Source organism: Serratia sp. A07 (assembly GCF_058725505.1).
Genome location: NZ_JBZXDO010000001.1, coordinates 215,297 through 237,405, shown reverse-complemented (window position 1 = coordinate 237,405; position 22,109 = coordinate 215,297). Strand labels below are relative to the sequence as shown.

The following is a 22,109-nucleotide window of genomic DNA, read 5'->3' as shown; positions in this document are numbered from 1 at the left end:
CTTGCTCAAAAACAATCCGTTTTTCGGTTTAATAGATATCAGGCTATGTCACAACAGATGAAGAAAACGATGCGGCGTTCAGCGCCGATCGTTAATGCGGGGAGCGAGCCCCGCTTCGAAATGGATGATCAAGAGGACAGCGCGCTGTCTTTCCCGTTTATTCCGCGAACCAGCAGCACGGTGGCTACGGACAACGCCGCGGCGATCGTCTTGGCGATAAATTGGCCGGCGCTTTCCAGATGATAGGGCGCAAAAAAGCCGATGTCGGCGGTGCCCAGAATCAACAGCGCGGCCAGTGCGGCAAAACAGCCCAGCTCTATCGCCAGTGCCAGTCTGCCGGGGGCCGCCGCACCCAGGTAACTCATCAAAAAACCGGGCAGGATCAGGAACCCGATCAGTTCTGCGGGCGCATTCACCGCAGACATCACTTGTTGGTTGTATTTCAGGAGCGCCAGCATCAGCACGACAAAGATCAGCAGCCGCACAGGTAACGCCGCTGCCCGGCTTGCCGACAAAAAGATTTTGCCGATCGCGGCGAGCAAGACGCAGCCAACCAGGATGCCAAAGAAGGTAAACAGGATTTGTCCCCAAAGGCTGTCCTGCGTCGAAAAGGCAATAAACGCGCCCATCGTGGCACTTCCTTATGCAAGGTGATTTAGCGAACTGATGGACGACAAGTCGCTTTCAGCACGGAGAAACCGGATCGCGTCGATTGAAAGATATACTTTCGTTCAAAGCCGGGAAAGCTCTTCGATCACCGCTTTCTTGGGGTTCTTCGGGTCGTACTTTATCGCGGTGAAATGACCCGGCTGATATCGCGGCAGATCCACGACGCTGATCGGGCCTTTCGCCACCGCCGTATGGTTCTTTCCGTCTTGGGCGATGTACTTGATCTCGACTTCACAGACCGGTCGGTTGCCGTCCCAGAGATTGGTCTGGCGAATGCTGACGATTTGCCCAGAGGCGGAAACGCCGTTTTCCATCACGCTGAGAGAAGAACCGATATGTTTGAAATAGCCCCAGATATCGACCGTGATGAATTTGAAAAAACCCACCAGGCTGAGGATTGGGGCCAATAAAATCAAACCGATGACGGTGAAGATATTTTTGGCTTTTGACATGGGCATCCCTACTTATAAAAAGATCGCCAGCGCCTTGCTGCTCAATCGCAAAGAACCGTTGGTTATTAAGGCCCCAAGCTGCGTGAACGTCATGGGATCGTTGCTTAGCTTGAAATTGGTTTTGCTGATCGAAAGCGGGTTATGGGAAACATCGAACATCGTGTGCTTGACGCTCAGCCCCGTTAAGGCAAGGTTGGCGCCTATCGCGGTCCACTTATAGCCATGGCAGTTGTCTTTCCAGGTGGGCGCCGAAATAGACACGCCGTCCTCGCTGGTAATGTTGATGGTTTTTGCCGTGATGGTGAGCGAACCGCTAATGGTCGTTTGCTGATCGTTTTTGTAGGTTTCTTTGACATTCCCCGTGATGTCGGTGGTCTGGCCGCCAGCCTCCACCGTCAGCGTTTGACCGCCGGCGGTGATGGTGGTGTGCTGGCCGCCGGTGGTGATGTTGACCGTCTGCCCCTTATTGATGGTGCTGGTCTGTTGCCCCTCGGTAATGTCGAGGGTCTGATCGCCTTTCACCGTCACATGTTGCGTCTGCGTGATGTCTTGCGTCTGCGCGCCGTCAAGCTTGAAGGACTGATCGCCGGTGATGTCGATCTTATCGCCGCCGTCGATAATCGTCAGGCCGCGGCCGCCTTTGATGTTCACCGTCTGGTGAGCGTTCAGGTTGGCGGTTTCGAGCCCATTGACGGTGGTGGTGCGTTTTGCTTTGTACAGGAATGTGGCGTCGCCGGTGACGGTGTCGTCCTGCAGGCGGCCGATGGTGGTGGTGCGACTGCCGTCAATATTGACGTTCTTGTCGTTTTCCACCGTCATGTTCATGTTGCGTTCGGCGTGCATGTCGAAAGATTCGTTGCCGGGCGCGTCTTCCAGGAACAGGAAGCTGGCGTTGTCGGTGCCGCCGCCCTTGCTGCGGCTCATAAAGCCCATTTTGGTGGCGTCGCCGGGCAGATCCCACGGTGGCATGCTGTCTTCGTTGTAAACGCGGCCGGTGATGATCGGGCGATCCGGATCGCCGTTGATAAAGTCGACCACCACTTCCTCACCCACGCGCGGGATCTGGATCCCGCCGTATTTCCAGCCGGCCCAGGCGCTGGAGACGCGCACCCAGCAGGAGCTGGTTTCATTGCCGTTGCCGTGGCGATCCCAACGGAACTTGAGTTTCACCCGGCCATATTTATCGGTCCAGATGCTTTCGCCTTCCGGGCCAACCACTTCGGCGGTTTGCGGGCCATGGGTTTTCGGCCAGGGCGTGGTGCGCGCGGGGCGCCAGTTGATGCCCGCCGGGACGACCTGAAATTCGGTACGTTGCTCGCCGGCGTCGTTATCATTGCTGGCGTAGCTGTTTTCCTGCATGAAGTAATGCGCGCTGACGACCAGGTAGGCCTGGTTGTCTTCCGTGCGCGGCGCCTGGGTCAGTTGGAAACGGTAGCCGGGGGCAATGCCCTGCGAACTGCCTTCGCCGCTCATCTGTTCATGCTGCGCTTCGAACTCCTGCTGGCGAACCTTGACGTAAAACTGGCCGTGGGCGTGATCGGTATAACGCCCGGGCCAATCGAACACCTCGGCTTTGTCCTGCGCGAACGAGGCGGGATTCTGCCGGGCCTCCAGCAACCGCGCACGCGGTTTGCGAAAATCGTAGTCGTCCAGGCTATACAGGCTGGGCGTAATGGCGTCCGAGACGCTCCAGCTGTTGATGCTGTCTTTATTTTCCACCAGGCCGCCTTCCGCGAGCTGATAGGGAATGCTGGCGTAGCCGGTGAGTTCCTGATGTGCCGACGGCGCATCAGCCAGCACCAGCGTATGGCCGTCTTGCTGGTGCGTGAAATAGTAATAGATGCCTTCGTGTTCCATCAGGCGGCTGATGAAGTCGAAATCGCTCTCCTGGTACTGCACGCAGTATCCCCAGATGCGGTAGTCGTAGCTCAGGCGATTATCGATTTTCACCTGATACTGCCCCAGCACCTGAGTCAGGATGTCGGGAACGGTCTTTTCCTGGTAGATGCGAAAGTCGCGGTTTTGCGTCAGATACCACAGCGTGGGGCGCAGCACGGCGCGGTAGATATAGTAACGGTTGCCGCCGGCTTCTCGTCCGGAGAGCGTCATGCGCGTGATATTGCCGTTGAGATAACGCGGCGCCAACGGATTGCCCCGCAGCTCCAGCGTGATTTTTTGTCCCAGCAGTGCTTTCAGATCGAGCCGATTGTCGGGGCTGAGCAGCTCGACGTCGAATTCGAACAGCCCGGCCAGTTTTTCCTCACCGGAAAGGCTTCGGAACAACAGCTGATGGGCGGGCAAAGGCGTGTGCGCAATGATAAGGCGATCCATACTATTCCCCGGTTTAGGCATAGCTACCGCACGAGAGTTGACGCGCGATCCCGATGGCGTATCTGTCACGAATTGAGACAGGAACTGACGAAAGATTTAACAAAGTTTACACAAAGGCACGATTTGTGCAGTCTACAATAGAGCTCTGCATTTGCAAAATAGCCTTGTGGATCAATGCTCAATTCGTTAACTTGCTCACGATCTTGCTTTTTATTATCTAAAACATATAGATGCGAGCAGATCATTTTTTATCTCAAATTATTGGGAAATTGGTAATACCAAAAAGTAAATCTGTAACACTTAAACCAACGTGTTTATAAAACAACTCTTTTTTTTCGTAAAAAAAGTCACTGACTGTTTTTTATCCTTACCATTTGCCAGTTAAAGATGATCAAATATATAAATTTGTCGAATGTGAATTCGGATGATTCCTATTTGGTGGGCGAAAAAAGGCCCAGCGACAGGGCCTGAGGTGCGGGTTTGAACGGTTGAAAATGCAGCGAGTGCCGGCGTTAAGCCGGGCAGAAATCGAAGGGAATTTGGCCGATCAGTTCGCAGAGCCAGATTAAGGCCGGGTCGCGTTGCGCCTGCCGGCCGGCGATCAGTTCAATGGGAAAGGGGGCGATGGCCAACTCGTCGGGCAGCGGGAGAAAACGTACGCGTTGCGGATCGGAAAAGCGTCGAGCCACGCTGGCGGCCAGGGTGGCGATCAGATCGCTGCCGGCGACCACGGCCGGCAGAGCGACAATATGCGAAAAGGTTACGGCGACGCGCCGCTGGCCGCCGATTTCCGCCAGGCGACGGTCGACCAATCCTCTGGTAGAGCCGTCGTCGGCCGGTGCGTACAGCCCGTGCGGCAGGCTGAGATAGCGCGCCAGATCCCAGCTGCCATCCGCCAGCTGTGGGTGCGAACGGCTGGCGATGCACACCAGATGCTCTTCAAACAACGTGCGCACATAGTGGCTTTCCGTACCGGAAAGATGCCCTCCCAGCGCGATGTCCACCTCACCACGATCCAGCTGCCGGTAAATATTGTGACGATCCAAGCGCGAAACGCGAATATCAATGCCGGGCGCTGTCTGACGCAATCGACTGATGATGGCGGGCAACAGTAAGATATCGGCATAGTCGCCGGCCGCCAGCGTAAAGCGCCGTTGCCCGGCGGTGGCCGGATCGAAACGGGCAGGGGGTGCCAACGCCAGGTGGATCTGTTCAAGCACCTGCCGTATCTGCGGCATAAGCTGATGGGCGCGCGGCGTGGGCGCCATGCCGCCGCCACTGCGAACAAACAGCGGATCGTTCAGCAGCGTGCGCAGCCGCGCCAAGGCATTGCTGACGGAGGGCTGGGCGCGGTTGAGACGCCGGCCTGCGGCGGTCACGTTGCGCGTCTGATACAACGCCTCGAACACCACCAGCAAGTTGAGATCGACGTTGGCTAAATTCATTTTATGAATACTCTATATACAGATAATCCATTTCCAGAATCATACTGCGTTCTCTAGGCTGGTAGCACACGAATTTGGCCTTCAGTCAGGAGAAATGATGAACAAAGTCTTGGTTACCGGCATTGAGCCGTTCGATGGTGACGCGGTGAACCCTTCCTGGCAGGTCGCGCAGGCATTGGCCGGTGAGCAGATCGCCGGCGCGGAGATCGCGGTACTCGAGCTGCCCTGCGTATTGGGCCAGGCCAACCTGCAGTTGATCGCTGCGATCGAGGCATTGCAGCCGCTGGCGGTGATTTGTCTGGGGCTGGCCGGGGGCCGCGCCGAGATATCGCTGGAACGGGTGGCCATCAATCTGATCGATGCCCGCATTCCCGACAATGCCGGTAAGCAGCCGATCGACGTACCGGTAGTCGCCGGCGGGCCAGTGGGCTATTTCAGTGCGCTGCCCGTCAAGGCCGCGGTGCAGCAGCTGCGCCGGCAGGGGATCCCGGCGGGGGTGTCTTATACGGCAGGCACTTATAACTGCAACCATATCTTTTACGGTCTGCGGCACTATCTGGAGACGCAGCACGCGAAGGTCAGGGGGGGATTCGTGCATATTCCGTACAGCCACACGCTGGCGGCGGCGCATCCGGGCAAGCCGAGTATGGCGCTGGCGACGATGGTGGAAGCGGTGCGCACTATCGTGCAGGTGACGCTGACGGTAGAGGAGGATGCGCGATTCGGCGACGGTGCCGTGCATTAAAAGCAGGGCGTGGTGTACCACGCCCTGTTACCGGTTACTCGTCGGCGACGCGGATCACCAGTTTGCCGAAGTTCTTGCCCTGCAGCAGACCGATAAACGCCTGCGGCGCCTGTTCCAGCCCGTCGACGATGTCCTCGCGGAACTTGATTTTCCCCTGCTCGACCCAACTGCTCATCTGTTGCAGGAACTCATCAAAGCGAGAGCCGTAGTCGTCGAAGATGATAAAGCCTTGCATACGAATGCGTTTACGCAGGATCAGCCCCTCCAGCAGCGGCAAACGGTCCGGCCCGGCGGGTAATCCGGTGGCATTGTAATGGGCAATGATGCCGCAGACCGGAATGCGGGCTTTGGCGTTCAACAGCGGCAACACGGCGTCGAACACCGCACCGCCGACGTTTTCATAATAGATGTCGATGCCCTGCGGGCAGGCAGCGGCCAATTGCTCGGCAAAGTCGGGCGCGCGGTGATCGATGCAGGCGTCGAAACCCAATTCTTCCACCACATAGCGGCACTTTTCCGCTCCGCCGGCAACGCCGACAACGCGGCAGCCTTTCAGCTTCCCGATTTGGCCGACCACCGAACCGACTGCCCCGCTGGCGGCGGCCACCACCAGCGTTTCACCCGCCTGCGGTTGGCCGATATCGAGTAACCCCATGTAAGCGGTAAACCCTGGCATGCCCAGCACGCCCAGCAGGCGGGAAGGGTGCGGCAGGTGCGGGCCGAGGTTGCGCAGGCCGCTGCCGTCGGACAGGGCATAATCCTGCCAGCCGTCATAACCCAGCACCCAATCGCCGACGTTGAAGTCGGGATGCTGTGAGACCGCCACGCGCGAGACCGTGCCACCCACCATCACCTGACCGATCTCGACCGGCGGCGCATAAGAAGGGGCATCGCTCATGCGCCCGCGCATATAAGGATCCAGCGACAGATAAACGGTACGCAACAACAGCTGTCCCGCGCCGGGCTGCGGCACGGGGACGGTGTCGAGACGAAAGTTCGCCGCCGTCGGTTCGCCGTGGGGGCGCGAGGCCAGCAGGAAGCGGCGGTTCTGTTGAGAAGGGGACATCGAGAGCTCCTTTGCATTGCGACAAACAAGGTTCGTTAAGCCTAGTTCAGGGGCGGCAAGGCAACGTTACCGAATGTGCTTAGCCTTAGAGCGGGACGATCAGTACGTCAATATGGCTGATATTGATGAAGCGGGCGGCGGAACAGGAGACTTTGTTCATCATGCCGTCGCGGTGATTGCCGCACAGCAGCAGGTCGAACGGCCTGCTGCGGCTGGCGTATTCCAGGCTGTCACCCAGTTCGCCGTGCACGATCAGCATATCAGCAATCGGGTAACCGGCGCGTTGACGCAGCTCTTCCATAAACAGCCGGGTTTCCTCCTCCATCAGCGTGCGCAAATCGCCCAGCATCGGCCCGGCGAAATTGTTGTACATTTCCGGGTTGGCGAGGGTGCTTAACAGGGTGATGTTGCCGGCGTAGGGGCGGACGATAGAGACGGCCTTTTCCACCAGGCGGTGGCTGTCAGGCGCGACGGCGACGGTGACCAGAACGTTTTGATACCCCATATCCCACTCCTTGTTGTTTCCGCCGTGTTTCAGGCTGCCGCGTCGGTGGCCTTAGAGAACATGCTGCGCTCGGATAAAGGGTAGAACCTGATGGGCGTAATAAATGTGTTTCGCATCACGCGCGGCAATAAAAGCGGCGTTTGCCCGGTTATATAGCAATAAAAGATAAAACCGTTGCCGCACGTAATTTCGCTGAATTAAAGCACCTGCGCCCACAGCGTTTTCGGCACCTTGCCCAGATCGAACAATTTACCGGCAACCAGCTCGGCGCGACGGTGGTCGGCGGCGCGGTACATGTTGCTCATTTCTGTATCATTTTCAATGGAATAGTTCAGTTTGTCGTACACCGTTTCCAGGCTGTCCAAAGAGGAGCATTTACGGAATGTCAGCAAATATTCGAGCGTATCGGTCATGATTAAAATATAGCCTGTTAATAGTTAAAGCCGGGTGAATAACACATCAGCGGCTCACGGCGACGCCGCCGAGGCAGTGATGTACGACCTGACAAAAATCATTTCAAGTAGATAAATTGCACTGGGTAATAATGAGGCGTCGCCTGCGGCGGCGCTTCGATAAATCATAATATGCAAGTGCGTCATCAGCAATCTCATCCTGCTGATAAATGAAGAAATAGGGAAAGTCTCAGGGCGAGGCTGCGCGGATGACGGCAGAAGCGCCGCTGTTCCTGCTGCGCGCCAGTTCGCGCTGTCGCTTTTGCGGCGTTTTTTTCACCCGCCCTAAGAGGCGCAACGGCATTACGCGGTGTTTGTCATTGCCGCTTGCGTTGAGGTTTCGCCTCCCTGACGCTGAGGATTGGGGAGAGTAAAACAAAACTGCGTTTTATTTTATCGCAATGAAAGGGTGGGAACGGGGGCGGGTTAATAATCTATTCACCTGCGGAATAATTATAACGGCGACAGAAAAGAAATAAAAAAGCATTAAAGTTTTAGGGTGTGCTGCCGATATACCGTTTTAGGGGTGATTTAACGTAAAAAGACCATTCTTTCGCCGTGCTGATACGGAAACATATCGTTACGTCTGTTTGCTTGTTCACTACGCCAGCGAATCATTGATAAGCCTTAATCACCTGATGTTGAAAATTAGAACAGCCTCAAGCGGGGGGCTTAAGTCAAATCTGATAGCTAATAACCTTATAGTTTACAGCGGTTATTTTTCAGCTTGGATATTTTTTAGCGGCTTAACTGGTTATTTATGCTGAGTTTGTCGGCTACATGCAGATTTTTGTTCTGTTATTTTGGTTTGGTGATGCTTTTGTTCGAATTGATCTAAAAAAGATAATTTTTTGGCTGATAAACATTGTTTTTAAGACGTTTTTTTACCTGCGTCTGTTTTGTGAGCAAAATGGTGGTCAATAAATGTGCGTATTTGGGGGTATTTGGCTTAAATATTTTTTATTTTTGTGATCTATGTCACATTGTATTTAAAATTGCCTCTCACTTACATTGTGTGTGCTAATGGTTCGGGGGTAGAGTTGCGCTGCTTTAGGAATAATCTTATTAAATTTGTAAAAATAGTTTCATGGTGACTAAACACTATCGAAGCAGAATGCTGTACATCCATACACGTTGGTTTACGCTCGTAGCAAATACTGAACAGTGGTCGAATTTAGCGATTGGCGAAAATTATAGCAGTCGTTTTTGAGAGATTAATTTGCCAACTTTGGGAAACAACCCAGGTCACGGGCGATAAAATTTATCACCCAGCGTATGTTTTTAAACATAGTCTGTCGGGATGGGGAATATGGGTACGTCTGAATTACTTAAGCATATTTATGACATCAATTTGTCATATTTACTTTTAGCACAGCGTTTGATCAACGATGAAAAAGCGTCCGCGATGTTCCGCCTTGGTATCGATGAAACCATGGCCGACGCGTTGGCGCAGCTGACTTTACCGCAAATGGTCAAACTGGCCGAGACCAACCAGCTGGTTTGCCACTTCCGCTTTAACGATCACCAGACCATCGAACGCCTGACCAAAGAGTCGCGCGTCGACGATCTGCAACAAATCCATACCGGCATTTTGCTATCAAGCCATTTACTGCAAGAGCTATCGAGTAAAGACGCTAGCCCGACGAAGAAAAGAGCCTGATGATGGTTGAGAAAAGTATTGTTCAAGAAGCCAAGGACATTCAGCTCGCCATGGAGCTGATTTCACTGGGAGCCCGTTTGCAGATGCTGGAGAGCGAAACCCAGCTCAGCCGCGGGCGCTTGATTAAACTTTATAAGGAGTTGCGCGGTAGCCCGCCGCCAAAAGGGATGTTGCCGTTCTCAACCGACTGGTTTATGACCTGGGAACAGAATATTCACTCGTCGATGTTTTACAACGCCTACCTGTTTCTGATGAAAAGCGGGCAGTGCAGCGGGGTGGAGGCGGTGATTAAAGCCTATCGCCTCTACCTGGAGCAGTGCCCCCAGCAGGCCGGCGATGCGCCGCTGCTGGCACTGACCCGTGCCTGGACGCTGGTGCGTTTCGTCGACAGCGGCATGCTGCAGCTTTCCGCCTGCAGCTGCTGTGGCGGCGCATTTATCACCCACGCGCACCAGCCGCTGAACGGTTTCATCTGCAGTTTATGCCAACCCCCATCCCGCGCCGTAAAAAGACGTAAACTTTCGCCGCAACTGGCCGATATTATTCCTCAACTGCTGGACGAGCAGGTCAAACGCGCCATTTGAGCCGCCACATTGCCGGCTCTCGGCAATGAATACCGACGTGTGATACGCAGGGGCGGCATGCCGCCCCCAGACACGCAGCCTGGTCTGTCGCGCCAGGGCGCGTTTGCCCCACCTTCCATCCACATTGTTAATTTAAGGAATGCGTGTGCTAGTTATTTTGGGTTATCTCGTGGTATTGGGTGCGGTGTTTGGCGGCTACCTGATCGTGGGCGGTCATCTCGGTGCGTTATATCAACCGGCGGAGTTTCTGATTATCGGCGGGGCGGGGGTCGGCGCTTTCATCGTCGGCAACAACGGCAAGGCGATCAAGGCTACGCTGCGCGCGCTGCCGCGGCTGATGCGCCGTTCCAAATACAACAAAGATCTGTACATGGATCTGATGGCGCTGTTGTTCCGCCTGCTGGCCAAATCGCGTCAGCAAGGCATGCTGTCGCTCGAGTTCGACATCGATAATCCACAAGAAAGTGAAATTTTCTCTAATTATCCGCGCATCCTTGCCGATAACACCCTGGTGGAGTTCATTACCGACTATTTACGGCTGATGGTGAGCGGCAATATGAATGCGTTCGAGATCGAAGCGCTGATGGACGAAGAGATCGAAACCTACGAACAGGAAAGTGAAGTGCCCGCCGGCAGCCTGGCGATGGTGGGCGACTCCTTGCCGGCGTTCGGTATCGTCGCGGCGGTGATGGGGGTGGTGCACGCCCTGGCTTCGGCCGATCGGCCGGCAGCGGAACTGGGCGCGCTGATCGCTAACGCCATGGTCGGTACTTTCCTCGGCATTTTGCTGGCCTACGGCTTTATCTCGCCGCTGGCCACGTTGCTGCGCCAGAAGAGCGCCGAAAACGTCAAGATGATGCAGTGCATCAAGGTCACGCTGCTGTCGAGCCTGAACGGTTACGCGCCGCAGATCGCCGTCGAGTTTGGCCGTAAAACGCTGTACACCACCGAACGTCCTTCTTTCGTTGAGCTGGAAGAACACGTGCGCCGCGTGAAAGCGCCGGCGCAGCAGGCGACGGAAGAAGAAGAAGCATGAAACAGAATCATCCGGTCGTTCTGGTCAGAAAGCGCAAGTCGCATCATGCCGCCCATCACGGCGGCTCCTGGAAGATCGCTTATGCCGATTTTATGACGGCGATGATGGCGTTCTTCCTGGTGATGTGGCTGCTGGCGATCGCCAGCCCGCAGGAGCTGACGCAAATCGCCGAATATTTCCGCACGCCGCTTAAGGTCGCCCTGACCAGCGGCGACAAGAGCAGTTCCGAAAGCAGCCCGATCCCGGGCGGCGGCGACGATCCTACCCAGCAGCACGGCCTGGTGAGAAAGCAGGTCGACTCGCCGGACTCGCGCGCCGAAGAGCTGCGCCTGAACAAGCTGCGCGAAAAGCTGGACGAATTGATTGAGTCCGACCCGCGCCTGAAGGCGCTGCGACCGCATCTGTTGATCAACATGATGGACGAAGGGCTGCGCATCCAGATTATCGATAGTCAGAACCGGCCGATGTTCAAAACCGGCAGCGCGCAGGTCGAGAGCTATATGCGCGATATTCTGCGGGCGATAGCGCCGATCCTTAACGACCTGCCGAACAAGATCAGCCTGTCCGGCCACACTGATGATATCCCTTACGCCACCGGCGAGCGCGGCTACAGCAACTGGGAACTGTCGGCCGATCGCGCCAACGCCTCCCGGCGCGAGCTGATCGCCGGCGGCTTGGCAGAAGGCAAAGTGCTGCGGGTGGTGGGCATGGCGGCCACCATGAGCCTGAAACAGCACGGTGCCGATGACGCGATTAACCGTCGCATCACCGTGCTGGTGCTGAATAAGCAAACGCAAGAAGGCATCGAACACGAAAATGCCGAAAGCAACGCGATGGATATCGCCCAGCCGGCTAGCCTGAAGCAGCTGGCGCCATCGGCGACTGCGCCGGCCAGCCAAACGCCGGAACCCCAGGCGGTAACGCCGACCAATCAAGCGACGCCGCCGCCGGCGGCGGACCCTGTCGCTCAATCGCAGGCATCCCCGGCGATAGCCCCGGCCGGCCAAGCGCCGGAACAACCGGCGGCCGCACCCGCACCGACTAACCGCGACTCACAGCCAGAGGTGACCCCGTGAGCATGGACATTAGCGATTTTTATCAGACCTTCTTTGATGAGGCGGACGAGTTGCTGGCCGACATGGAGCAACACCTGCTGGAGCTGGATCCGCTGGCCCCCGATATCGAGCCGTTAAACGCCATCTTCCGCGCGGCGCACTCGATCAAGGGCGGTGCGGCGACCTTTGGCTTTTCGGTGCTGCAGGAAACGACCCACCTGCTGGAGAACCTGCTGGACGGTGCAAGACGCCAGGAAATGAGCCTGAGCACCGAGATTATCAACCTGTTTCTGGAAACCAAAGACATTATGCAGGAGCAACTGGACGCCTATAAAACCTCGCAACAGCCTGATGCCGAAAGCTTTGAATACATTTGCCAGGCGCTGCGCCAGCTGGCGTTGGAGGCGCAGCAGCAGCAGGAGGCGCCTGCTGCTCAACCGGCCGTTCAGCAGCCTGTCGTGAAGCCGGCGGCTGCGCCGGCGGCGATCGAAGGCGGCATGCGCATCAGCCTGAACGGGCTGAAAGCCAGTGAAATCCCCTTGATGTTGGAAGAGCTGGGCAACCTCGGCGAGGTTAAAGACCCTCATCAGACGGAACACAGTCTGGACGTGACGTTGCTCACCTCCGCCAGCGAAGACGACATCAGCGCCGTGCTGTGCTTCGTGCTGGAGCCGGAACAAATCAGCTTCTCGACGCCGACGCAGAGCGAACCGGCCGTTGCAGAAGCGAGCTTACCGGCAGCGGTCGCCGCGCCGGAAGCTGCACCTGCGCCGGTCGCGAACGCCGCGCCGCCTGCCGCCAAACCGGCCGCCGCTCCGGCGGAAGCGCCGAAAGCGCGCGCCAAGGCGAGCGAGTCCACCAGCATTCGCGTGGCGGTGGAAAAGGTGGATCAGCTGATCAACCTGGTGGGCGAGCTGGTGATCACCCAGTCGATGCTGGCGCAGCGCTCCGGCACGCTCGATCCGGTGAACCACGGCGATTTGCTGAACAGCATGAGCCAGCTGGAGCGTAACGCGCGCGATCTGCAGGAGTCGGTGATGTCGATCCGCATGATGCCGATGGAATATGTCTTCAGCCGCTATCCGCGCCTGGTGCGCGATCTGGCCGGCAAGCTGAACAAGCAGGTGGAGCTGACGCTGCAGGGCAGTTCCACCGAACTGGACAAGAGCCTGATCGAACGCATTATCGATCCGTTGACGCACCTGGTGCGCAACAGCCTCGATCACGGTATCGAAGAGCCGGGCACCCGCATCGCCGCCGGCAAGTCGGCGGTGGGCAATCTGGTGCTGTCGGCCGAACACCAGGGCGGCAACATCTGCATTGAGGTTATCGACGACGGCGCGGGCCTGAACCGCGAAAAAATTCTCGCCAAGGCCGCGTCGCAAGGGCTGGCGGTGAGCGACAGCATGAGCGATGAAGAGGTCGGCATGCTGATCTTCGCACCGGGCTTCTCCACCGCCGAGCAGGTGACCGACGTTTCCGGCCGCGGCGTCGGCATGGACGTGGTGAAACGGAATATTCAGGAGATGGGCGGCCACGTCGAGATCCGTTCGCAGGCCGGTAAAGGCACCACCATCCGCATCCTGCTGCCGCTGACGCTGGCGATCCTCGACGGCATGTCGGTCAAGGTGAACGACGAAGTCTTTATCCTGCCGCTGAACGCGGTAATGGAATCGCTGCAGCCGCAGGCGGAAGATCTGCATCCGCTGGCCGGGGGCGAACGCGTGCTGCAGGTGCGCGGCGAATATCTGCCGCTGGTGGAGCTGTATCGGGTATTTGAAGTGGAAGGTGCCAAAACCGACGCCACGCAGGGCATCGTCGTTATCCTGCAAAGCGCCGGCCGCCGCTATGCGTTGCTGGTGGATCAGCTGATTGGCCAACATCAGGTGGTGGTGAAGAATCTGGAAAGCAACTACCGCAAAGTGCCGGGCATCTCCGCCGCGACCATTTTGGGCGACGGCAGCGTGGCCTTGATCGTCGATGTCTCGGCGTTGCAAACCTTGAACCGTGAAAAGCGTCTGACGGACGCCGCCGCATAATAATGAGTTTATTGATTTAAAAGGTGAATGATATGGCAGGATTGGCAGCCGTCAGCAAATTGGCTGGCGAAACGGTAGGGCAAGAGTTTCTGATTTTTACCCTGGGCAACGAGGAGTACGGCATCGATATCCTCAAGGTGCAGGAAATTCGCGGCTACGATCAGGTGACCCGTATCGCCAACACGCCGGCGTTCATCAAGGGCGTCACTAACCTGCGCGGCGTGATCGTCCCGATCATCGATCTGCGGGTGAAATTCTCGCAGCAAAGCGTGTCTTACGATGAAAACACCGTGGTGATCGTGCTGAACTTTGGCCAGCGCGTGGTGGGCATCGTGGTCGACGGCGTTTCCGACGTGCTGTCGCTGACCGCCGAGCAGATCCGCCCGGCGCCGGAGTTCGCGGTGACGCTGGCGACCGAATACCTCACCGGTCTCGGTTCGCTGGGCGAGCGCATGCTGATCCTGGTGGATATCGAAAAGCTGCTGAGCAGCGAAGAGATGTCGCTGGTCGACAGCGTGGCGAAAAGCGTCTGATTCATGACCCGAGGGGGCAGGGCGCTGCCCCCTTCATCCATCACTCTTCCTGACCTGTCGCGACGCCGCCGACCGAGCCCGGAACCCCCACTAAAAATAGTTACTTTCCCGCATAAAGTTTTGCCGCACGGCGCCGATAACTCTCACATTCAACGTCATCAGAGCCTGTCTGCGCGGGCTTCAACAAGGGAAATCATGTTAAATCGTATGAAGGTGGTCACCAGCCTGTTGCTGGTGTTGGTGCTGTTTGGCGCCTTGCAGTTGATTTCGGGCGGACTCTTTTTCTCCTCGCTGAAAAGCGATAAGGAAAACTTTACCGTCCTGCAAACTATCCGCCAGCAGCAGCTGCAGCTGAGTGAAAGCCGCGTTGACCTGCTGCAGGCGCGCAACTCCCTGAACCGTGCCGGTATTCGCTACATGATGGATACCAATAAGATCGGCAGCGGCGCCACCATTGATGAACTGCTGGGCAAAGCGAAAGAAGAGCTGGCCGAGGCGGAAAGACACTATGCCGCTTACGAAAAAATCCCTCAGGATCCGCGTCAGGATCCCCAGTCGGCAGAGCGCGTTAAGCAACAGTACGACATTCTGTACGGCGCGCTCTCTGAACTGATCCAACTGCTGGGCGAAGGCAAGATTAACGCTTTCTTCGATCAGCCTACGCAGAGCTACCAGGACAACTTTGAGCAGAGCTACAACGTTTATCTGGAGCAAAACGGCAAGCTGTATCAAATCGCGGTCGACGGCAGCAACAGCTCCTACAACTCGGCCATTTGGACGCTGATCGTGGTTCTGGTGGTGGTGCTGGCGGTGATCGTACTGGCCTGGACCGGCATCCATCATATCCTGGTGCGCCCGCTGAACCGCATGATTGACCACATCAAACAGATCGCCGCCGGCGACCTGACTCAGCAGATCGTCGTCACCAGCCGCAACGAAATGGGCGTGCTGGCGGCCAGCCTGAAACACATGCAAAGCGAGCTGATCGAAACCGTCAGCGGCGTGCGTCAGGGCGCGGACGCCATCTACAGCGGCGCGTCGGAAATCGCCGCGGGCAACAACGATCTCTCCTCCCGCACCGAGCAGCAGGCCGCTTCGCTGGAAGAGACCGCCGCCAGCATGGAACAGCTGACCGCGACGGTGAAACAGAACGCCGAAAACGCCCGTCAGGCTTCACAGCTGGCGCTGAGCGCCTCCGAAACTGCGCAGAAAGGCGGCAAGGTCGTGGCCAACGTGGTGCAGACCATGCACGACATCGCCGGCAGCTCGCAGAAAATCGCCGATATCACCGGCGTGATCGACGGCATCGCCTTCCAGACCAACATCCTGGCGTTGAACGCCGCGGTGGAAGCGGCGCGCGCCGGCGAGCAGGGCCGCGGCTTCGCGGTGGTGGCCGGTGAAGTGCGCAACCTGGCGCAGCGCAGCGCGCAGGCGGCAAAAGAGATCAAAGGCCTGATCGAAGACTCGGTCAGCCGCGTCGATATGGGCTCCGTGCTGGTGGAAAGCGCCGGCGAAACCATGGGCGATATCGTCAACGCCGTTACCCGTGTGACCGACATCATGGGCGAAATCGCGTCGGCTTCTGACGAGCAGAGCCGCGGTATCGATCAGGTTGGCCAGGCGGTAGCGGAAATGGACCGCGTGACCCAGCAGAACGCCTCGTTGGTGGAAGAATCCGCCTCGGCGGCGGCAGCGCTGGAAGAACAGGCCAGCATGCTGACCCAGTCGGTGGCGGTATTCCGCCTGAGGTCGGAAGGCCAGGAAGAGTTTAAAGCGCCTGCCACCAGCAAGGCGACGGTAACACCGGTAATCAATCATAAGAAAATGAACGCCAGCGATCTGCAGGATAACTGGGAAACGTTCTGACCGGTATCGGGCCTCTCTCGCAGAGGCCCTTTTCCCTACGTAGGCCGGTCGCCGGCCGGCTGCAAGGAGGTTCACAGTGTTTAACCGAATCCGTATCTCTACCAGCTTGTTCCTGCTGTTGATGACCTTCTGCGTTCTGCAGTTGGCCAGCAGCGGCCTGTCGTATTCCGCGTTTCGCTCCGATAACCACAACCTCGACATCATCACCCTCGGCAGCCAACAGCGCGATTCGCTCAGCCTGAGCTGGGTGTCGCTGTTGCAGGCGCGCAATACGCTGAACCGCGCCGGCACCCGCGCGGCGCTGAAACTGCCGCAGGAGCAGGTGAACGAATTGATGAGCAGCGCCCGCAGTTCGCTGCAGAAGGCCGATCTCTATTTCAATCAGTTCATGGCGGTTGAGCGCAGCAGTGAGCAACAGAGTCAGCAGACGGCAACGACCAAGGCCAGCTACGAGCGGCTGCGCGGCGCGCTGCGCGAGCTGATCGGCTTCCTGGAGAAGGGGGAGCTGCAGGCATTTATGGATCAGCCGACGCAGAAAACCCAAGACCTGTTCGAGGCCGACTTCGTGCAGTACCTGCAGCTGGTCAACGGCGACATCAGCGAAGCCAGAGACGCCAACCAGTTCTCCTTCACGCTGGCGGGCCTGATGCTGGCGGGGGCGGTCTTGATGCTGATCGTGGTGACCGGCAGCGCCATGTGGTGGTTGCGTACCATGCTGGTGCAGCCGCTGAACCAAATCCGCAGCCACTTTGAACGCATCGCCGCCGGCGATTTGGCGACGCCGATTCAGGTGTATGGCCGCAATGAAATCAGCATGCTGTTCGCCAGCCTGCAACGCACGCAGCAGTCGCTGATCGGCACCGTCGGCGCCGTGCGCGACGGGGCGGAGTCGATTCTGATCGGCCTGCAGGAGATATCCGAAGGCAATAACGATCTCTCTTCCCGCACCGAGCAGCAGGCCGCTTCGCTGGAAGAAACCGCCGCCAGCATGGAACAGCTGACCGCCACGGTGAAACAGAACGCCGACAATGCGCGGCAGGCCTCTCAGCTGGCGCGCGACGCCTCGGCCACCGCGGCCAAGGGCGGCGAACTGGCCGGCGACGTGGTGACCACCATGCACGATATCGCCAACAGTTCGCAGAAAATCGGCGCCATCACCAGCGTGATTGACGGCATCGCTTTCCAGACCAACATTCTGGCGCTCAATGCGGCGGTGGAAGCGGCGCGCGCCGGTGAACAGGGGCGCGGTTTCGCCGTGGTCGCCGGCGAAGTGCGCAACCTGGCGAGCCGCAGCGCGCAGGCGGCGAAAGAGATCAAGGTGCTGATCGACGAATCGGTCAGCCGCGTCAAACACGGCTCGGTGCTGGTGGAAAACTCCGGCGCCACCATGCAGGACATCGTGCGTTCGGTGACCCGCGTGACCGACATCATGGGCGAGATCGCGTCGGCTTCGGAGGAACAGAGCCGCGGCATCGAGCAGGTGACGCAGGCGGTGACCCAGATGGATCAGGTCACCCAGCAGAACGCCGCGCTGGTGGAAGAGTCCGCTTCGGCCGCCACCGCGCTGGAAGAGCAGGCCATTACCCTGGCCGACGCGGTCGCGGTATTCCGTCTGGCGGACGATAACTTCGTCGCGCCAGGTAACAGCAACAACGCAGTTTCACCCGTGGTAAAGGAAGCCCAAGATTGTTAAACCGCATAAGCAGCACGTTTTTCCCCGGTGAGGTGGCATGAAACAGGCGCCGTCAACTTCTAACCGGGATACTGCGTCGATGTTGACGCAAATGGTGCAGCGCCTGCCGCTGTCGGACGTGCATTTTCGCCGTATCAGCCAGTTGATTTATCAACGCGCCGGCATTGTGCTGGCGGAGCATAAGCGCGAGATGGTTTACAACCGCCTGGTGCGCCGTTTGCGGCTGTTGGGATTGCACGATTTCGGCGACTACCTGGCGCTGCTGGAAAGCGACCCGAACAGCGCGGAGTGGCAGGCGTTTATCAACGCGCTGACCACCAACCTGACGGCCTTTTTCCGCGAGGCGCATCACTTCCCGATCCTGGCGGAGCACGCGCGCTCGCGGCCGAACGGCTACAGCGTCTGGAGCACCGCGGCCTCGACCGGCGAAGAACCGTATTCGATCGCCATCACGCTGAGCGATGCATTGGGCCAACGGGCCGGCAGTTGCCAGGTTTGGGCCAGCGATATCGATACGCAGGTGCTGGAAAAAGCGGAGGCGGGCGTTTACCGCCAGGAAGATCTGCGCACCCTGACGCCGACCCAAATGCAGCGCTATTTTCTGCGCGGCACCGGGCCGCATCAGGGGCTGGTGCGCGTGCGGCCGGAGCTGGCGGCGCGGGTGAACTTTCAGCCGCTGAACCTGCTGGCGCCGGAGTGGGCTCTGCCGGGGCAATTCGACGCCATTTTTTGCCGCAACGTCATGATCTATTTCGATAAGGCGACGCAGGAGCGCATCCTGCGCCGCTTCGTTCCCTTGCTTAAGCCGGGGGGGCTGATGTTTGCTGGCCACTCCGAGAATTTCAGCCAGATCAGCCGGGATTTCTACTTGCGTGGGCAGACCGTGTATGGGCTGACCAAGGAGAGGTAATGAGTAAAATCAGAGTGTTATGCGTAGACGATTCGGCACTGATGCGCCAGCTGATGACGGAAATCGTGAACGGCCACGCCGACATGGAGATGGTGGCGACCGCGCCGGATCCGTTGGTGGCGCGCGATCTGATCAAAAAATTTAATCCTCAGGTGCTGACGCTGGACGTCGAGATGCCGCGCATGGACGGGCTGGATTTCCTCGAGAAGCTGATGCGCCTGCGGCCGATGCCGGTGGTGATGGTCTCTTCGCTGACCGGCAAAGGCTCGGAAATCACGCTGCGCGCGCTGGAACTGGGCGCGGTGGACTTCGTGACCAAACCGCAGCTCGGCATTCGCGAGGGCATGTTGGCCTACAGCGAGCTGATTGCCGAGAAGATCCGCACCGCCGCCAGAGCACGCCTGCCGCAGCGTTCCAGCAGCCCGGCGCCGGCGATCCTCAGCCATGCGCCGCTGCTGAGCAGTGAAAAACTGATCGCCATCGGCGCTTCCACCGGCGGCACCGAAGCGAACCGCCAGGTGCTGCAGCCGTTGCCGGCAACCAGCCCGGCGTTGCTGATCACCCAGCACATGCCGCCGGGTTTCACCCGTTCGTTCGCCGAGCGGCTGAACAAGCTGTGCCAGATCACGGTGAAAGAAGCGGAGGACGGCGAGCGCGTACTGCCGGGCCACGCCTACATCGCTCCGGGGGATCGTCACCTGGAGCTGACGCGCAGCGGCGCCAACTATCAGGTGAAGCTGCATGACGGCCCGGCGGTCAACCGCCATCGCCCCTCGGTCGACGTGCTGTTCCGCTCGGTGGCGCAATATGCCGGCCGCAATGCGGTGGGCGTGATCCTCACCGGGATGGGCAACGACGGAGCGGCGGGGATGCTGGAGATGCACCGCGCCGGGGCCTATACCCTGGCGCAGAACGAGGCGAGCTGCGTGGTGTTCGGCATGCCGCGCGAGGCGATCGCCAGCGGCGGCGTCAGCGAAGTGGTCGAGCTGGACAGGATGAGCCAGCGCATGCTGGCGCAGATCGCCGGCGGCCAGGCATTGCGCATTTGATTTTAGTCCGCAGGGGCCACCCGGCGGCGATATGACCCAGGTTCGCCGTGCGGCGGCCTGCGGTTTTGCATCATTAAACGGTTAACTATTTCAGGAGTAACAATGGCAGATAAGAACCTCAGATTTCTGGTTGTGGACGATTTCTCCACCATGCGCCGCATCGTCAGAAATTTGCTTAAAGAGCTGGGCTTCAACAACGTCGAAGAAGCTGAAGACGGCGCGGATGCGCTGAACAAGCTGCGCGCCGGCGGTTTCGACTTCGTGGTGTCCGACTGGAACATGCCGAACATGGACGGGCTGGAGCTGCTGCAAACCATCCGCGCCGATAGCGCGCTGGCCGCGATGCCGGTACTGATGGTGACGGCGGAAGCCAAGAAAGAAAATATCATCGCGGCGGCGCAGGCCGGCGCCAGCGGTTATGTAGTGAAACCTTTTACGGCGGCAACGCTGGAAGAAAAGCTCAACAAGATTTTTGAAAAATTGGGCATGTAAGGAGAGGGCGATGAGAGACATTCCAATGCCTGCCAGCGATGCAGCGACCGCGGGAGAGATCATCTCCCGCATCGGCCAACTGACCCGAATGCTGCGCGACAGCATGCGCGAACTGGGGCTCGATCAGGCGATCGCCCAGGCGGCAGAGGCGATCCCGGATGCGCGCGACCGTCTTGACTATGTCGTAACCATGACGGCGCAGGCGGCGGAACGGGCGTTGAACTGCGTGGAGGCGGCGCAACCGCGCCAGGCGGAGCTGGAATCCGGCGCAAACGCGTTGAAAGGGCGCTGGGACGAGTGGTTCGCCAACCCCATCGAACTGGACGACGCGCGTTCTCTGGTTAACGACACGCGCCAGTATCTGGATCAGGTGCCGGGCCATACGGCCTTCACCAATGCCCAACTGCTGGAAATCATGATGGCGCAGGACTTCCAGGATCTGACCGGCCAGGTGATCAAGCGCATGATGGACGTGGTGCAGGAGATCGAAAAGCAGCTGCTGATGGTGCTGATGGAAAACATGCCGGAGCAGCCGGTGAAGGAAAAACGGCCAAACGACAGCCTGCTGAACGGCCCGCAGCTCGACCAGAACGGCGTCGGCGTGATCGCCAACCAGGCGCAGGTCGACGATCTGCTCGACAGCCTCGGTTTCTGAGGTTTTTCGGGGCGCGCGACGGCGCGCCCCGAAAGTTGCGCGGTGTCCCGCAAAGATTAATGTATATAGCATTGCTATATACATCATAGCGGTTATAATTTGTACTCCAGTTAAAGGAGGTCGCCATGACGTTAGGTTCTGTCTTTACCAAAAATCGGACACAGGCTGTACGCTTGCCTGCAGAGGTGCGTTTCCCTGATACCGTTTCTAAAGTGACCGTCCGCGTAGTGGGCAAAGAGCGCATTCTTGCCCCCCTGGAGAATACCTGGGATAGCTTCTTCTGTGCGGAAAATGAGGTGAGCGATGATTTCCTCAATGAACGTGCCGGGCAGCACCAGCGCGAGCGGGAAGATTTTTGATGTTCAGCCATATGCTGGACACCAACATTGTTATCTATGTCATTAAGCGCCGCCCGCTGGAAGTGCTGGAGGCATTCAATCGCTATGCAGGTAAAATGGTCATTTCGTCGATCACCTATGGCGAATTCGTTCACGGGGTGGAGAAAAGCGCTCGCCCAGCGGTGAACGCCAGAGTCGTTGAGGATTTTGTCTCCCGATTGGACATTCTCGATTACAGCGCCAAAGCAGCATCGCACTACGGCAACATCCGCGCTGCGCTGGAACGCCAGGGAACGCCTATTGGCGTAAACGATCTACATATCGCCGGCCATGCGCGCAGCGAAGGATTGATCCTGGTGACCAATAATCGACGCGAATTTGATCGCGTTGAGGGTTTGCGGCTGGAAAATTGGTTGTAACCTCTCCCTGATGGTCTCATCCCCTAAATAACCCGCCTTTTCCCCCGTTGTTCCGTCAATGACATCGCCAATTTTTTGGCATGCTGACCGCCATTCTTTACCCTCTCGACACAGG

22 protein-coding genes are annotated in these 22,109 nt (G+C 58.1%); 15 read left to right on the top strand and 7 right to left on the bottom strand.

What is annotated here, in order from left to right; genetic code table 11:
• Positions 1-128 precede the first annotated feature (128 nt).
• From AC4PR2_RS01205 to AC4PR2_RS01190, 4 genes are all read right to left on the bottom strand, one after another.
• Positions 129-629 (bottom strand): hypothetical protein, encoded by a 501-nt coding sequence (locus AC4PR2_RS01205; protein ID WP_149571157.1) that lies wholly within the window; start codon positions 627-629, stop codon positions 129-131.
• Positions 630-731: 102 nt separating this feature from the next.
• Positions 732-1,121, bottom strand: a complete 390-nt coding sequence (locus tag AC4PR2_RS01200; protein WP_038876796.1) for a DUF3592 domain-containing protein — start codon at positions 1,119-1,121, stop codon at positions 732-734.
• Positions 1,122-1,133: 12 nt separating this feature from the next.
• Positions 1,134-3,452, bottom strand: a complete 2,319-nt coding sequence (locus AC4PR2_RS01195; RefSeq protein ID WP_492174832.1) for a type VI secretion system Vgr family protein — start codon at positions 3,450-3,452, stop codon at positions 1,134-1,136.
• A 512-nt stretch (positions 3,453-3,964) separates the two neighbouring features.
• Positions 3,965-4,897 carry a LysR family transcriptional regulator gene (locus AC4PR2_RS01190; protein ID WP_197802839.1) on the bottom strand — a complete coding sequence of 311 codons (933 nt, stop codon included), beginning with the start codon at positions 4,895-4,897 and terminating at the stop codon, positions 3,965-3,967.
• Between the two features lie 97 nt (positions 4,898-4,994).
• Here AC4PR2_RS01190 and pcp point away from each other — a divergent pair, with 97 nt between their 5' ends.
• Positions 4,995-5,642 (top strand): pyroglutamyl-peptidase I, encoded by a 648-nt coding sequence (pcp, locus tag AC4PR2_RS01185; protein WP_492174831.1) that lies wholly within the window; start codon positions 4,995-4,997, stop codon positions 5,640-5,642.
• A 34-nt stretch (positions 5,643-5,676) separates the two neighbouring features.
• Here the strand turns inward: pcp and curA are convergent, their stop codons facing one another.
• From curA to ydgT, 3 genes are all read right to left on the bottom strand, one after another.
• Complete coding sequence (gene curA, locus AC4PR2_RS01180) at positions 5,677-6,708, bottom strand: NADPH-dependent curcumin/dihydrocurcumin reductase (RefSeq protein ID WP_060420772.1); 1,032 nt, start codon at positions 6,706-6,708, stop codon at positions 5,677-5,679.
• A gap of 85 nt (positions 6,709-6,793) precedes the next feature.
• Positions 6,794-7,213, bottom strand: coding sequence for a universal stress protein UspC (gene uspC / locus AC4PR2_RS01175; protein ID WP_060420775.1), 420 nt, complete (start codon positions 7,211-7,213; stop codon positions 6,794-6,796).
• Between the two features lie 197 nt (positions 7,214-7,410).
• Positions 7,411-7,626, bottom strand: a complete 216-nt coding sequence (gene ydgT / locus AC4PR2_RS01170; RefSeq protein WP_492174830.1) for a transcription modulator YdgT — start codon at positions 7,624-7,626, stop codon at positions 7,411-7,413.
• A 1,348-nt stretch (positions 7,627-8,974) separates the two neighbouring features.
• Here ydgT and flhD point away from each other — a divergent pair.
• The 14 genes from flhD (at position 8,975) to vapC (ending at position 21,994) form a co-directional block, all read left to right on the top strand.
• Positions 8,975-9,325: a flagellar transcriptional regulator FlhD gene (flhD, locus tag AC4PR2_RS01165; RefSeq protein WP_033643537.1), complete on the top strand. Its 351-nt coding sequence runs from the start codon at positions 8,975-8,977 to the stop codon at positions 9,323-9,325.
• Entirely contained in the window at positions 9,325-9,909 is a 585-nt protein-coding gene (gene flhC, locus AC4PR2_RS01160) for a flagellar transcriptional regulator FlhC (protein ID WP_019452971.1), read from the top strand. The genes flhD and flhC overlap by 1 nt, the downstream gene beginning before the upstream one ends.
• Positions 9,910-10,054: 145 nt before the next feature.
• The gene (gene motA / locus AC4PR2_RS01155; RefSeq protein ID WP_015378266.1) at positions 10,055-10,945 is read left to right on the top strand and encodes a flagellar motor stator protein MotA; all 891 of its coding nucleotides are present in this window, start codon (positions 10,055-10,057) and stop codon (positions 10,943-10,945) included.
• Positions 10,942-12,021, top strand: a complete 1,080-nt coding sequence (gene motB / locus AC4PR2_RS01150) for a flagellar motor protein MotB (protein WP_330112860.1) — start codon at positions 10,942-10,944, stop codon at positions 12,019-12,021. Before motA ends, motB begins: the two co-directional genes overlap by 4 nt.
• Positions 12,018-14,039 (top strand): chemotaxis protein CheA, encoded by a 2,022-nt coding sequence (gene cheA, locus AC4PR2_RS01145; RefSeq protein WP_100395637.1) that lies wholly within the window; start codon positions 12,018-12,020, stop codon positions 14,037-14,039. Before motB ends, cheA begins: the two co-directional genes overlap by 4 nt.
• A 32-nt stretch (positions 14,040-14,071) precedes the next feature.
• Positions 14,072-14,572, top strand: coding sequence for a chemotaxis protein CheW (cheW, locus tag AC4PR2_RS01140; RefSeq protein ID WP_025303271.1), 501 nt, complete (start codon positions 14,072-14,074; stop codon positions 14,570-14,572).
• A gap of 195 nt (positions 14,573-14,767) precedes the next feature.
• Entirely contained in the window at positions 14,768-16,438 is a 1,671-nt protein-coding gene (locus AC4PR2_RS01135) for a methyl-accepting chemotaxis protein (RefSeq protein ID WP_070914636.1), read from the top strand.
• A gap of 76 nt (positions 16,439-16,514) precedes the next feature.
• Positions 16,515-18,131 carry a methyl-accepting chemotaxis protein gene (locus tag AC4PR2_RS01130; protein WP_492174829.1) on the top strand — a complete coding sequence of 539 codons (1,617 nt, stop codon included), beginning with the start codon at positions 16,515-16,517 and terminating at the stop codon, positions 18,129-18,131.
• A 37-nt stretch (positions 18,132-18,168) separates the two neighbouring features.
• Positions 18,169-19,041: a protein-glutamate O-methyltransferase CheR gene (gene cheR / locus AC4PR2_RS01125; RefSeq protein ID WP_025159837.1), complete on the top strand. Its 873-nt coding sequence runs from the start codon at positions 18,169-18,171 to the stop codon at positions 19,039-19,041.
• Positions 19,041-20,090, top strand: a complete 1,050-nt coding sequence (locus tag AC4PR2_RS01120) for a protein-glutamate methylesterase/protein-glutamine glutaminase (RefSeq protein WP_492174828.1) — start codon at positions 19,041-19,043, stop codon at positions 20,088-20,090. The genes cheR and AC4PR2_RS01120 overlap by 1 nt, the downstream gene beginning before the upstream one ends.
• Before the next feature lie 102 nt (positions 20,091-20,192).
• A complete protein-coding gene (gene cheY / locus AC4PR2_RS01115) occupies positions 20,193-20,582 on the top strand; it encodes a chemotaxis response regulator CheY (RefSeq protein WP_004934862.1) in 390 nt (129 codons plus the stop codon).
• A 10-nt stretch (positions 20,583-20,592) separates the two neighbouring features.
• The gene (cheZ, locus tag AC4PR2_RS01110) at positions 20,593-21,237 is read left to right on the top strand and encodes a protein phosphatase CheZ (RefSeq protein ID WP_004934858.1); all 645 of its coding nucleotides are present in this window, start codon (positions 20,593-20,595) and stop codon (positions 21,235-21,237) included.
• A gap of 125 nt (positions 21,238-21,362) precedes the next feature.
• Positions 21,363-21,596: a type II toxin-antitoxin system VapB family antitoxin gene (gene vapB / locus AC4PR2_RS01105; protein WP_492174827.1), complete on the top strand. Its 234-nt coding sequence runs from the start codon at positions 21,363-21,365 to the stop codon at positions 21,594-21,596.
• Positions 21,596-21,994 carry a type II toxin-antitoxin system tRNA(fMet)-specific endonuclease VapC gene (vapC, locus tag AC4PR2_RS01100; protein WP_492174826.1) on the top strand — a complete coding sequence of 133 codons (399 nt, stop codon included), beginning with the start codon at positions 21,596-21,598 and terminating at the stop codon, positions 21,992-21,994. Before vapB ends, vapC begins: the two co-directional genes overlap by 1 nt.
• The last annotated feature ends 115 nt before the right edge of the window (positions 21,995-22,109 follow it).

What these genes read in the sequence shown, in the direction of transcription:
- cheY (WP_004934862.1), top strand. Translation starts at nt 20,193, where the DNA reads ATGGCAGATAAGAACCTCAGATTTCTGGTTGTGGACGATTTCTCCACC.
- cheZ (WP_004934858.1), top strand. Translation starts at nt 20,593, where the DNA reads ATGAGAGACATTCCAATGCCTGCCAGCGATGCAGCGACCGCGGGAGAG.
- ydgT (WP_492174830.1), bottom strand. Translation starts at nt 7,626, where the DNA reads ATGACCGATACGCTCGAATATTTGCTGACATTCCGTAAATGCTCCTCT.
- curA (WP_060420772.1), bottom strand. Translation starts at nt 6,708, where the DNA reads ATGTCCCCTTCTCAACAGAACCGCCGCTTCCTGCTGGCCTCGCGCCCC.
- cheW (WP_025303271.1), top strand. Translation starts at nt 14,072, where the DNA reads ATGGCAGGATTGGCAGCCGTCAGCAAATTGGCTGGCGAAACGGTAGGG.
- pcp (WP_492174831.1), top strand. Translation starts at nt 4,995, where the DNA reads ATGAACAAAGTCTTGGTTACCGGCATTGAGCCGTTCGATGGTGACGCG.
- AC4PR2_RS01120 (WP_492174828.1), top strand. Translation starts at nt 19,041, where the DNA reads ATGAGTAAAATCAGAGTGTTATGCGTAGACGATTCGGCACTGATGCGC.
- AC4PR2_RS01190 (WP_197802839.1), bottom strand. Translation starts at nt 4,897, where the DNA reads ATGAATTTAGCCAACGTCGATCTCAACTTGCTGGTGGTGTTCGAGGCG.
- AC4PR2_RS01205 (WP_149571157.1), bottom strand. Translation starts at nt 629, where the DNA reads ATGGGCGCGTTTATTGCCTTTTCGACGCAGGACAGCCTTTGGGGACAA.
- AC4PR2_RS01200 (WP_038876796.1), bottom strand. Translation starts at nt 1,121, where the DNA reads ATGTCAAAAGCCAAAAATATCTTCACCGTCATCGGTTTGATTTTATTG.
- vapC (WP_492174826.1), top strand. Translation starts at nt 21,596, where the DNA reads ATGTTCAGCCATATGCTGGACACCAACATTGTTATCTATGTCATTAAG.
- uspC (WP_060420775.1), bottom strand. Translation starts at nt 7,213, where the DNA reads ATGGGGTATCAAAACGTTCTGGTCACCGTCGCCGTCGCGCCTGACAGC.
- cheR (WP_025159837.1), top strand. Translation starts at nt 18,169, where the DNA reads ATGAAACAGGCGCCGTCAACTTCTAACCGGGATACTGCGTCGATGTTG.
- flhC (WP_019452971.1), top strand. Translation starts at nt 9,325, where the DNA reads ATGATGGTTGAGAAAAGTATTGTTCAAGAAGCCAAGGACATTCAGCTC.
- flhD (WP_033643537.1), top strand. Translation starts at nt 8,975, where the DNA reads ATGGGTACGTCTGAATTACTTAAGCATATTTATGACATCAATTTGTCA.
- motB (WP_330112860.1), top strand. Translation starts at nt 10,942, where the DNA reads ATGAAACAGAATCATCCGGTCGTTCTGGTCAGAAAGCGCAAGTCGCAT.
- AC4PR2_RS01135 (WP_070914636.1), top strand. Translation starts at nt 14,768, where the DNA reads ATGTTAAATCGTATGAAGGTGGTCACCAGCCTGTTGCTGGTGTTGGTG.
- AC4PR2_RS01195 (WP_492174832.1), bottom strand. Translation starts at nt 3,452, where the DNA reads ATGGATCGCCTTATCATTGCGCACACGCCTTTGCCCGCCCATCAGCTG.
- vapB (WP_492174827.1), top strand. Translation starts at nt 21,363, where the DNA reads ATGACGTTAGGTTCTGTCTTTACCAAAAATCGGACACAGGCTGTACGC.